9 protein-coding genes are annotated in these 12,017 nt (G+C 54.4%); 2 read left to right on the top strand and 7 right to left on the bottom strand.

All coding sequences use genetic code 11. The features are described 5' to 3' along the window. Positions 1 to 107: 107 nt before the first annotated feature. Genes KJ970_17810 through KJ970_17800 form a run of 3 tightly spaced genes read right to left on the bottom strand, consistent with a single transcriptional unit; the run spans position 108 to position 1,701 of the window. Positions 108 to 698 (bottom strand): periplasmic heavy metal sensor, encoded by a 591-nt coding sequence (locus KJ970_17810; protein MBU2692777.1) that lies wholly within the window; start codon positions 696 to 698, stop codon positions 108 to 110. Positions 699 to 703: 5 nt separating this feature from the next. Further along, on the bottom strand, positions 704 to 1,141 hold the full coding sequence (locus KJ970_17805; protein MBU2692776.1) for a zf-HC2 domain-containing protein: 438 nt from the start codon (positions 1,139 to 1,141) through the stop codon (positions 704 to 706). Beyond that, positions 1,138 to 1,701 (bottom strand): sigma-70 family RNA polymerase sigma factor, encoded by a 564-nt coding sequence (locus KJ970_17800; protein ID MBU2692775.1) that lies wholly within the window; start codon positions 1,699 to 1,701, stop codon positions 1,138 to 1,140. Before KJ970_17800 ends, KJ970_17805 begins: the two co-directional genes overlap by 4 nt. A gap of 281 nt (positions 1,702 to 1,982) precedes the next feature. Between KJ970_17800 and KJ970_17795 the strand changes: the two genes are divergently transcribed. Next, entirely contained in the window at positions 1,983 to 4,451 is a 2,469-nt protein-coding gene (locus KJ970_17795) for a CotH kinase family protein (protein MBU2692774.1), read from the top strand. An 84-nt stretch (positions 4,452 to 4,535) separates the two neighbouring features. Here KJ970_17795 and KJ970_17790 read toward each other — a convergent pair whose 3' ends face one another. Next, positions 4,536 to 5,111, bottom strand: a complete 576-nt coding sequence (locus KJ970_17790) for a sigma-70 family RNA polymerase sigma factor (protein MBU2692773.1) — start codon at positions 5,109 to 5,111, stop codon at positions 4,536 to 4,538. Between the two features lie 763 nt (positions 5,112 to 5,874). On the opposite strand from KJ970_17790, the gene KJ970_17785 reads away from it, so the two are divergent. After that, positions 5,875 to 7,551, top strand: coding sequence for an HDOD domain-containing protein (locus KJ970_17785; GenBank protein MBU2692772.1), 1,677 nt, complete (start codon positions 5,875 to 5,877; stop codon positions 7,549 to 7,551). 15 nt (positions 7,552 to 7,566) lie between these two features. Here the strand turns inward: KJ970_17785 and KJ970_17780 are convergent, their stop codons facing one another. The 3 genes from KJ970_17780 to KJ970_17770 are packed head-to-tail and all read right to left on the bottom strand — an operon-like array spanning position 7,567 to position 11,795. Beyond that, on the bottom strand, positions 7,567 to 10,272 hold the full coding sequence (locus KJ970_17780; GenBank protein MBU2692771.1) for a hypothetical protein: 2,706 nt from the start codon (positions 10,270 to 10,272) through the stop codon (positions 7,567 to 7,569). A gap of 51 nt (positions 10,273 to 10,323) precedes the next feature. Further along, positions 10,324 to 11,346, bottom strand: coding sequence for a hypothetical protein (locus KJ970_17775; GenBank protein MBU2692770.1), 1,023 nt, complete (start codon positions 11,344 to 11,346; stop codon positions 10,324 to 10,326). Continuing rightward, a complete protein-coding gene (locus KJ970_17770) occupies positions 11,343 to 11,795 on the bottom strand; it encodes a hypothetical protein (protein MBU2692769.1) in 453 nt (150 codons plus the stop codon). Before KJ970_17770 ends, KJ970_17775 begins: the two co-directional genes overlap by 4 nt. Positions 11,796 to 12,017: the final 222 nt, after the last annotated feature.

The raw sequence follows: 12,017 nt of genomic DNA, 5'->3' as shown, positions 1-12,017 counted from the left end.
TCATTCTGGTGGTTGCCGCGAGGGGGCGGGCCAGAGCAAAAGGACCCTTGAAATGCTTCTCCGCAACCCCGATCCGGTTTTGCCCGGATCGGGGTTTCTCTTAGACATTAATGGCCGCGGGGCGGCGGTGGAGGCGGCCGATGGTTCGGGTCTCCCGGCCCGAGATCCCTCGCCGGCGGACCCATATACTGGCCGATGGGCATTATCTTAATGTAGTCTCGTCTCTGCTCGGACGTAAGGATGACGCTCTCCTGGAGCATCGCCTCCGCCACCAGCGAATCCAAGCGAGCCTGCACCGCATTTAAACGATCAACACCCCTTCGGAATAGATCGGGTGTCAGATCAGGCGCCGCATACTGATCCGCCAACGCCCGGCGGGCTTCGTGGAGCCCTTGCTGCTGCTCTAGAATGAGTGGAAGGATCCCGGTCAATAGGGAGGCGATCTCATCCCTCTGTAGAGCGCTGAGACCCAGCGGTTCAGCAATCTGCCGGAGATGCTGTTCAACCAAGATGACTGGATTGGGCGCCGCCCCCGGTGGCCGCCTATGGCCGCCCGGCCCATCGAACTCTCGGGATCCGATCGCTCCGGATGATTCCGAATGATCCGGATTCAGCCCCTTCCCGAACAACTCGACATAGAGGAGCCCGCCATTCAATCCGAGAGAGAAGGCGAGGAGTAAGAACCACCAACGCTTCATGGCCATCAGCTCCCTTCTTCATCCGACGTGTTGAGATAGAGCGACGGGAGTAACTCATCTGTCTCGCCGGTTATTGTCGATCCGACATTAGACCAGAGATTCGATGACTCCATCTCCGGTGCGTGTGTCTGCAATGATCCAACGAAAAGCCCTACACAAACTCCGACCGCGGCCGCTGTTGCGCCGAGAGCAAAGGCGGATTTGAGCCGCTGCGGTTCAGATTTAATGAGCCGTTCGCGAACGCCGTTCCACATCGGGCGAATCGGCTCGCTTCCTGTGACACCGGCCAGCATCTTGCGCACCGCGATCTGCTCTTTCAATAAGCGTTCACAAACCGGACAGGTGGCACAATGCTCCTGTACGGCGTCATTCTCAGCCGGGGAGAGTTCTTTATCCAAGAAGGATTCAATTTTTGTATCAATATGAACAGGGGCAGGTTTCATGACTCTTCCATCTTCTTTCGGCTCAAATCCTCTCTGAGGGCCCTCATCGCACGATGCAGCAGCGTTTCAACCGCTGAGACGGTTGTTCCCATCGCTTCTGCGATCTCTTTATAATCCAGGTTCTCAAACTGTCTCAAGATGACCGCCTGGCGCTGGCGTTCCGGAAGCCGGCGCAGCGCCTCGCGCACCATAACCCGGATCTCGCGGGCTTCAAGATCCCGATCCGCCGGTCGGGCCGATGCGCCATGATCATGTTTCTCCGGTTCAAATCGGATCCATTTTAAGATTTTTCTTCGTCTCAGCCGGCTCCGGGCCAAGTTGCCCGCTATCCGGAAGAGCCAGCTCTTAAACCGGCCGGAGGGTTGGTAGCGCTCCGCCTCCCGGCACATCTTTAAGAATGTCTCTTGGCCGAGATCCTGCGCCTCCTCCGGCGAATCCAGCATTCGATCGAGAAAGATAAAGACAGGTCTTTCCCACCGTTCGACGAGAATACGGAATGAATCCATATCGCCGTTGGCGCCGCGCGCCATAAGTTCGTCGTCGGTTAGAGACTCTCTCACATCTCACCCATCCAAACGCTGAAGCGCCGGCAAACTTGCGCTCGCGCGGCAAGGTTTTGTCAATCTTTCGGCTTTCACCACAACCCAGAGGACCTTTAACCTATTGTTAGAATAGAGACTAGAGCATTTGACCATTTTATGATATCATGAATATTCATCCATTGGAGAGAGATGCGGATTTTTCGCAAGTATTTAAATGACGATGCGTTTTGGGAATGCAAGAGGGACCGGCGGTGGTGATCGCCGACAGAACTTAAGGCTTTAAGATGAGGAGTGCATCGATGAAAGACCGCTTGATCCTGATGGCCGTATTGACTCTCATGTTATTGCTTCTTCTTTCGCCCGCTCAGGCCTCGCTTGAGCCGCCGGCGCATCCCCTCTTCGACGGCGATGCGGTCCATGAAATCCGCCTCACCTTTGATCAACCGAATTGGTGGACTCTCTTGGAGGATAATTTCGAAAACTACCCCGATGACCCTCCCTATCTCCCGGGTTCGTTTGAATGGGGTGTTGTGCAGTTTGATTCCATCGGTGTCCGCTTCAAAGGCAACAGCAGCTATGGCAGTTATCCGGGTGTTAAAAAATCATTCAAATTGGATATCGATGAATATGTATTGGATCAAACCGTCTATGGATTGGATAAATTGAATCTCAACAACGGCTTTATGGATCCTTCCTTCGTTCGCGAAAAGTCATGTTATGAATTGTGTGAAGCCGCCGGGCTGCCGACGGAACGAACCAATTTCGCCGCGCTCTATATAAACAATACCTATTGGGGTCTCTATACATTAGTAGAGCAGTTCGACCAAGAATTCATCGAAAGCCGGTTCGGCCCCGGCGAAGAAGGCAATCTTTGGAAAGGCGAACCTCATGGTTCACTCGAGTATCTGGGTACGAATGAATCATCATATTACGCCGACTATGAGCTAAAAACCAATGAAGAGGAAAACGATTGGTCATCACTTGTGGAATTGACCGACAAATTGAATAACACCTCCCTTGCCTCATTGCCGGACACGCTCTCTGAAATCATGGAGGTCAGTTCCGCACTGGCCATGCTCGCCATTGACAACCTCACCGTCAATCTCGACAGCTATATCGGGCGCTGCGTCAATTACTACCTTTATCACCGCGACCTCGACAGCCGCTTCGTTTTCTCTAAGTGGGATGTCAATGAGTCATGGGGCATTTTCAACATGTGGAATCTGTCCCAAACGCAGCTGAGGCAGCTTGATCCACTGTGGGTCAATCCCCAGCCGGGTCAGAATAGGCCTCTCGCCGAGAGACTTTGGGATATCCCCCAGTATGAAGAGATCTACCTTGGTCATTTCAAGAGATTGATGGCCGGCGCCGCCGATCCTGACAGGCTCGTGGCGCGTATGGAAGCGATGCGGGATCTTATCCGGCCTTTTGTCTACTTGGATAATAACAAGATGTTCACCAATACCGAGTTCGACAATGCCATGACCTCAAATATCTATGACGGGCCGCGAATAATCCCGGCATTGGAAACCTTTATTAGGGCTCGCGACAGCTGGCTGCGCGGCCGTATCGGTACATGGACGCCTGCTGATGGCCTTGTTCTTAATGAAGTTATGTCCGATAACAACCAAACGCTGGCCGACGATTATGGTGATTTTGATGACTGGATCGAGATTGTGAACAACGGCGCTGGCCCGGTGAACCTCTTCGGCTACTATCTCACTGATGATATGGCCTATCCCCAACTGTATGCCTTTCCCGACACGACGATTCAACCGGGTGAATATTTTATTCTTTGGGCCGATGGCGAAACCTCGGAAGGGTCCCTGCACACCAGCTTCAAGCTGAGCGCCGGCGGCGAAGATCTCTTCTTCCTGGATGGCTCGGTCATTCGCGATGCATTGACGATCCCCGCGCTGGGCGCCGAGCAACCTTACGGCCGCTGGCCCGACGCCACGGGTGACTGGCAGCTTCTCAGCCTGGCCACACCCGGCGCCGAGAATCAGAATCCCACCGAGCCCGAAGAAATCACCCTCTTCATCAATGAGTTTATCGCCTTGAACAATTCCGGTATCCAGGACAGTTCCGGCTCCTACGAAGACTGGCTTGAAATTTATAATCCCGGCCCAGATCCATTGGCGCTGGGCGGGCTCTATCTCACCGATGATTTGGCGAACCCCACCCAATGGGCCCTCCCCGATACAAGTATTGCCGGCGAAGGCTTTCTGCTGTTCTGGTGCGACAATGATGAAGAAGAGGGCCCGCTCCACACCAATTTCAAACTGAGCGGTGATGGGGAGGATCTCGGGCTCTTTGGACGACTCACAGCGGGCAACGAGGCGATTGACACCTATACTTTCGGCGCTCAATCCGCCGATATCAGCGAGGGACGATCCACCGATGGGGGCTCACCCTGGATCTTTTTCAGCATCCCCACGCCGGGCGCCAGCAATGGCGCGGGGACCGGAGTGGTGACCCCGGATACGGTCTGGAGGCTGACCCTCAGCCCCTGCCAACCCGATCCATTTAAGAGCTCAACCCTCTTCAGATTCACCATCCCCCGTGATGAAGAGGCCCGGCTTGAGATTTTTAATGTACAAGGTCGCCGGGTCGCCAGCCTCATCGATGGACGGATGACTGCGGGCCAAAAGACATTCGAATGGTCGGGGCGGGATAATCATGGCGACAAGATCGCATCGGGCGTCTACTTTGCGCGCCTGACCCTGGGCCTCGAATCGAAGACCCAGAGACTCGTCAGATTGCGCTGATAACAGAAAGCCCCGGATCCCATAAGTACCGGGATCCGGGGGTTGAGGTTATGCGCCGGCATCCTATTGCCGGCAATATTATTGTTAAATCTGCGCCCTGGCGGCGACCAATGCCTGCCGCACCCGCCGATGCGCCGTAGGAACGCTGACACCACAATGTTCAGCCACCCGGGCGAGATCAGCACCCTCCATAAATCTCAGGGTGAGAACCTCTGCTTCCTGATCCGTGAGACGGCTCAGCAGCTCAGGCAGTCGGATGACAAGATAATCCGGCGGATCTGCTGTTTGTTCGGGAACTTCACGGATCCATCGGCTGCAATGTCTATAGTGCGCCCGGACCTTGTTTCTAAGAATACCCCAGAACCAGCGGCGGGCTCTTTTCACCAGGTCAGGTGAAACGCTCTCCACCACACATTCTTTCCGAATCCACGGGGAGCCTGCTTTAACAAGGCCTCGATGCCGGCTGACAGAGTGACCCATTGAGGCTCCGAAGTGGGGATCAAACCGGCCCAATCCCTCTTGGAACGCCAACAGTGTATCCTGAAAGATATCCTCGGCATCGTCACGAACAACACCCTTACCCTCAAGAAAATGAACGACCGGATCCCTGAGGTCAAAAAGACTCTTTAACAATTCGTTACTCACTCCGTGGGCAAACATCTCCTCTCCTCCTCCACCACCCGCCAAGGAACCGGTGCGAGACCGATTGAGCGGATATATCAGGGACGTGCCGCCCCCTGGTTGAATGACTCATTTCAGAGCCGGTGGAGCGAACGCAATGGCCGGAGGGTGAGATCCGTCGAGGGATAAAAGACTTATCCCAACGCAGGACTCAGGAAACTCCGTGCGCTCAGAGTGAAAGGCTGATTTTGAAGAGAACTAACGGGAAGCAGGTCCTCCCACGCTCAGCCGTTGACTCCACCAGCTGTACCCATCAAGAAACCTCATATTTCGAGGCCCCCTGTTCCCGGCAATTGCGTTTGTCTGCAATTCGTCGGGACAACAGAGCAGGAATATACGCCGCCCTGGCAATCCAAATTCTTAATGGAATCGGCAATCGCCATCCGGCTTGAGAACATCCCGCACCTGTTGGGTACGATGTGAATTCGACTAAGCATGGTCTTAACCTCATGCGGCGCCCACGGAAGGAGCGCCAGGATAGTATTGATATCGGGCCGGCCTCCTGACCGACCTCTAGTTAATATTGACGGCTGTGGCGGCATATTTTCAAGCTATTTTTACCTTCCTCCCGCCACACACCCTTTTCATGCCCGGCACCGGCCAATGCCCGCGAACGTCGGGCTTTGGGGTGCCCATCCGTCATCTAAGGAAGTCAGGCCGGGGATCCGATGACTCCTGGAGACACCACAAGATGCGCAGAATCAGGTTCTTATCACTGCAGTTAACAAGTTGAGGCCAAAACGTGACGCACCATCAGGATGCATTCCTTCCACAGAATCACGGTTTGAAATATCCCCATCCCTTTGACGTCTTCATCGTTTCGGAGGGAGGCGGAAAGCGGATTCCTCTCCGAGGCCGGGGATTGTCCCGCCACGGCTTTGCCGCCCAGCCGATGGGTGATGCCCGCGGCGCCGCCCTGCCCTCTCAAGCCATCGCGGCGATCCGGATTCATTCTTCCGTTCCCAAAGTCATTCTCACGCGGTGTCTACGAAATGAACGTTCTTCTCTGACCGGTGGCTGCGTCTACTATGATCTGGCCTACTCCACCGGTTTCAGCCAGGCCATGATGCTTCAAGCTTTGTCCATCTCCGGCCGGGGAATCCTCCACAATCTGGTGGCCATGGGTCTTCTTAAAAAGATGAGTCGTAAAGAGCAGATCGAGATTCTGTCCGACGCGGTTGTCCTGCCTATCGATGTCGGCGAGCACGATCTGACACCCATACTGCCAACCACCGGGCTCTTTTATCTCGGCAATGGAAAACTGACCGCCGGCTCCGGACCCGCGCTGAATCATGCGATGAATGCCGGGGATGTCATGGGTTGGGCGGATCTCGATCGAAGCCGGCCGCCATCGGTTCGAGTGAAAGTCAATCAGCCTTCGTCGCTTTGGCTCTTGCCCACGCTTGAGTCGACACCCCAGCCAAACCCGGAACATCAGCGATCGCAGGAAACACAGGCTCCGTCGAATACCCCATCAGCCCGTGATCCCCTCAAACTTTTCCAAGAGGGTCTCCGCCGCACATTGGAAGCCATGGGACCGGAAAGGCTGCACTATTTCCCGGCGGCGGCAATCTCTGATGGGATCCAACAAGAAATAGAGGAACACGCTGAAGATCAGAATTTCTCAACAACGGGCATCCTTAAATTGTGGGGACATGATCGAACCTATCTCCTTCCGCCCCCTCCGGGTCTAGCCGGCCGGGGAACCGAACTGACGGATTCCGAATGGAAGGCGATCCCGAAATGGTTGGATGGAGTCCTTCCAGTGTCATCATCTTTGGAAATGAATCCACCATCGAACATGCAGATTTCGTATCAGACCGGATTGTCAGGAAACATTAAAACACCTCTTCGATTCGCCATGGATCCGGATGAGTTGCGCTACTCCATGCTCGCCATGGCGGTGTGGGCCCAGGAATTGGGCCGGCTTCTCAAATATCCCCAACCCGGCCACCTAGCCCATCTCGGCCTGCTGGAAGAGGTGGGATTGCTCCTCCGTCTGGAAGACCAACCAACCCTCATGGGGGAAATCCGCCGTTTTTCAAAAACCTGCGGAATAGATCCCCTGGTGCCGGAAGCGGTGATCTTTGAAGCGGATCATGCCCGGCTCGCGCATGATTTGATCATCGGCTGGGGGTTCGACAGAACGATCGCGGATGCCGTCATTGAATTTCATGACCGGGATCCAAACCGTGACATCTCAAAGGAAACCGGACTCCTCACGGTCGCGCACACTTTGGCGGCGAGAACCCTCAACCTCGAGGCGATGGCCTACCACCCCCCGCAGGCGGTAGTTGCGGTCATGAAGAGGATTGGAATCTCCAAGGATGTGTTAGCAGCTCTTGTACAAAAGACACCTCGTGTCCTCAAGATCCTCAACAACCTCATCGATCGTCCGCCATCTCTCAAAGCGGCCTGACGGTAATTCCGGCGGTCAACGAACCAACACGGTCCTGCGGACTCCCGCCATCCGGCCGTCGACAATCGCTGCAATGAAATAGATTCCGGGAGCGACTCTCAACCCGCTACCATTTCTTGCATCCCAATGGAATTGCCGGCTCCCCGATGGAAACCGCCCCCGGGCCAGCACACAAACAGACCGGCCGGAGGGGTCAATGACACGCAAGCTGATGTCCGCCGGCCGAGAGAGAGAGATCGGGAATTCCACGCCGGATATTGTTGGATTGGGGAACGGCTGGCCGAATTGCAGCGGGTTTTTATACAACGAAACCGGTCCACTCTCCCGGCGATCAAGCCCGGCGCTGGGCAGATCGGATGCCGCGCCATAAAGGACCAGGCGGCCGGATGCATCCGTGTCTTCAAACGGGTCATAATAGGAAACCAGGATGAGGCTCCCATCCGCTCCCGGCCAGCTGAGCAAATCGGTGGGCATGAGGTCCAGCCTATCAAGGGCATTAAACCCTTCATCGGCAATCGTCGTTATATATTGGAAGCCGTACGGATCATTCAGCAAAGGACTCTTGTACAGTTCTAATCCGCCCCAAATCCGCAATTGATCCGATCCCCCATATCGAACAAAAGTATGCCCCGCCAGCAACTGGTACCCACCAGGGAGCAGCGTCGCCGTTGATCCATTCCACCACCCCACAAAACTTACAAATGAGAATAGATCGTTTTCCAAAGTGCCCAAATAGCCGGGGTATTCAGGGTTCGAAACGTCCACCAGCGCATAGCAATGATGCCCGGAGATGTCGCGCAGAATCATCAAACCCTGTTCGGAATCAATATCTTCAATCTCCCACTTCATTGGAGTGAGTTCGCACGATTCGGTCGGCGGGCATCCATGCAAACTACCAAGGGGAACCCACCCATCATTGAAAACACTCCCAAGAATATAGACCCCATCCGCTTCTTCGCCCGGCTCGTCAAAAACGGCGGTGATTCTTGAATAACCCGGGCCCTCATAGACCGAACGGCAGTGTGGATACATCCCCACCGGGACAAAGGGCTCCTGCTGCTGCACTAACATTACGGGTGAGTGCTCCGGTTCCACCAACTTCCAGGAACCCAGGCCGTCACTTTGCGCCGTGAAGACTCTATCCTCCACAACCGCCATTTCATACGCCTCGGGCGGGCCCACGGATTGAAATGTGAGCTGTCCCGACTCTTGATCGACCAGAAAGACAGCCACCCCGCGACCCGGGATCGCCATTAGCAATACATAAGATGACCAGTAATCCTCATCCCGATGCCCAAAATAGACCAACTCGCTGGTCATGTGTGTGGGGACATCGGCCAATCCTTCGAACAATCCCCAGTCCCTTAGGTCGTGTGATGACATCAGCTGTATTGACTCGTCGCTCGCCACGGTGAGCCGATGCAGAAATCCATCATAGGAAAATCCGAAGATCCAGTCACCACATTGGGTTAATTGTACAAGTGGTATTTCCAAATCCAAAAGGGAACGCACCTCCATGACACCTTGGGCGGCCACGGGGGTAAGACGGGAAGGTGACGCATCGATTTCACGGCTGAGAATCTTGTACTGGATCCGGTCTCCCCCAGAAAGGTACGGATCGATATAGGTTGAATCGGTCATGACGGAGAGCGTATCCCAGTCGCTCCCGCCCACATCCTTGCGTAGAACAGCGAATTCGACTCCTGCTTCGTCCCAATCCTCCCAGAAGAGCCGATTCCCCGCCGATGTCGAAATGATGCCGGAGGGGCGCGACCGGCCCCGCGGATTCCTTCCGAATGAATGATAGGGCTGCTCGGAGCAAGACCTCAATTGCCCCCAGGTGCATCCGGGATAGCAGCACCAATCATCGCAAATTGGAAGACAGGGTTCCGGCGTATTGTCTAATTTATCTGTCGACAATTGCCCGAGAGCGAATGAATCTTCCCAGTGGATCCTTGACCAGGGAGGTGTGCGGATGATCCGGCATTCAAAGTATCCGTCAATGCCGTAGGCCAATGTCTCATTAAAAACAACCTCATCCCCGTTGCAGGAGGAGAAGGTCATCGATCCATCTTCCATGGTATAGCCTGCTAAGAAATCCTCCCAATCCAGAGTTTCCGTCCCAGAGCCGGTACTTGAAAAGGCATTGCCTGCTTCAAGATAAGCGACAGGATGTGTCCCATCCTCCACTTCAATATACGGGCCATGCGAAACCCATGGATAGAAATAGACATCGCTAAGATGATTATCCTCATCATGAGAGCTGAGCGAGACGGCATAGGGAATATGGCCGCATGATTCGTTATCAAAAACAACCACATAGATCCACTCCCAATCGTGCTCATGATCGGAGACATCAAACCAATGGTCATTACGGGCATAGTAGTAATGATATTGGATGACATGAAAGGCGCCTCCCGGATTGGGCTCACAGGTAAAATCAGGATCCCAATCCTCAGTTACATGGACACTGACGGACAAATCTTGCGGATAATAGGTGTTCCCCGGCTCGTAAAGCTCCCAATTCATTTCTATATAATCGCCCAATCCGTAAAACTCAGGCAGAGCGGTCATTCTCAGCGGAAACACCTCGTAAGAAGCGTCATAGCGGATGACCGGCAGATAATCCTCCACTGAAATCGCTCCAGCCCACGCCATTGAAAAAAACCCACCAAGAAACAGCGCCGCGCCACAGATGATTCCAAGATATAGCTTCCTCATGACAAACCACCTCCTTGTGGTCGTAATAAATTTTCTGATCTTTTTACGGATTTAGTCTTGTGCTGCTATTGTCCGGTGATATTCAAAACCCACACCGATGAGTTCGCAGGAACAGCCGGACGGCTGCAATGTATAGCCGGACAGCCGGAATCCCGGCATCGCAGTGATCCAACAGAGCGCATCACCCTCGAGAGCCGCCCGCAACCAATCAACGAGCCCGCCCGATGCGTCGAATATCTCATCGGGGTATCGGCCATGACGCAATCTATAGGCGGAAAACTGAATTAGTAACTGCCGCTCCAACTCCCGTCCCATCCGGCGCGGGACCTGAACGACAGCATTGCTTTCTTGATCGTCTGAAAATCGTTTCTCCGGAAGCATGACACGGACGCGTTCAGAGATCGCCAATTCCAGCAAGGGATCCTGAATCCCCTTCATCTGCCGCGCCAGTTCGCTCGACCAGATCCGCGCCCAGGCAGGATGAGGAGGCACCAGGGCGAGCTGCCGGTCTATCCCAGGGAACCAGGCGGACCCTTCGACCCGAAGCGCGGTTGCTGCGAGAAGCGCCATGAAAACAGCCGGATCTTCCGGGTATTCGCCGACGAGTTTCAATATCTGCTCCCGCATTTGCCCAATCAATGTGAGCACCGGATACCCCCATTCGATTTCATCAACAGGCGCACAGACATTTTGGGGGAGAACAACGCGTAGCTGTGTCAGAATTTGATAAAGCACCAGCGCCGACGCCCTGCAGATGGGCACCTCCGGATCCTCCCCGTTCAAATGATGGGTGATCCGATCGACCGCCGCTTGCACACTATCCCATTCCCACGCCAGCGGCTCGGCGCATGATCCCAAATGCGACTTGAGTTCCATCCGGCTCGGCAAACGGCCCGGGGGATTATCTAGGATATCCCCCACTCGATTGAGATCTAATTTCTCCCAGGCCGGCGGAACAGATCCATCCCCAAGAGCCCCCACCGGAAGGAAACAAACACCAAATCCGACAAGAAGGAGCAAGATCCATATGATGAGGCCTAGCCGTCCCTCATCGCGCATCATTGACTGTTTCATTCATCGCTCCGAATCAATTCAAGCAGCAGATCATGCGAATCTGCAGAGATTTCGTCGGGTTGCAGGGGAAAGAGGATGGGGAGATAGTCGTCGGCTAAAACCAGAATTTGCACCCCGTTTAGATACTCAGGGGGAATGGATTCATGAAACTCGAACCAGCCGTTCCATTCCGCCTTCTTCCATCCAATGGGCATCCGCGACGGGTAATCCGGTTCATCACCGTTCCCGTTCCCATTCTCACTTCCATCCTCATCAGCCAGGATCAACCACACCATGACAAAGGGCACTGGAACTTGGTTCTCAATATCGACTACAAATCCAGTAATGGATATGTCCACACAACTATTCGGGGGCACAAGTTCCAGTTCATCACCACAGGCGGCTGAATTCAAAAACCACCCCGATATCAGTTGCTGCAAAAACCAGCACAGAAAAATATACCGCATCACTTGGTTCCCTCCATCTTGCCATTTGGCAACATCGCCGTCATTGCACTGGTGCCGTTGCTGGATGTGATAGCGGGAACCTACAGGTAGCAGCTTTCGTACCTTTAACATAAAACCTTACAAGCCAAGGTGTTCCACAACGATCCCGGCAGTAGGCCGAAATACTGTCGTATTGCCGACACCCATCGGGTAGGACGGGACCTCGCGATCCCGCCCTCCCACACC

This window comes from Candidatus Eisenbacteria bacterium, assembly GCA_018831195.1.
Lineage (GTDB): Bacteria > Eisenbacteria > RBG-16-71-46 > CAIMUX01 > JAHJDP01 > JAHJDP01.
Note: the sequence above shows the minus strand (reverse complement) of the source record. Positions and strands in the feature narration are given on the sequence as shown.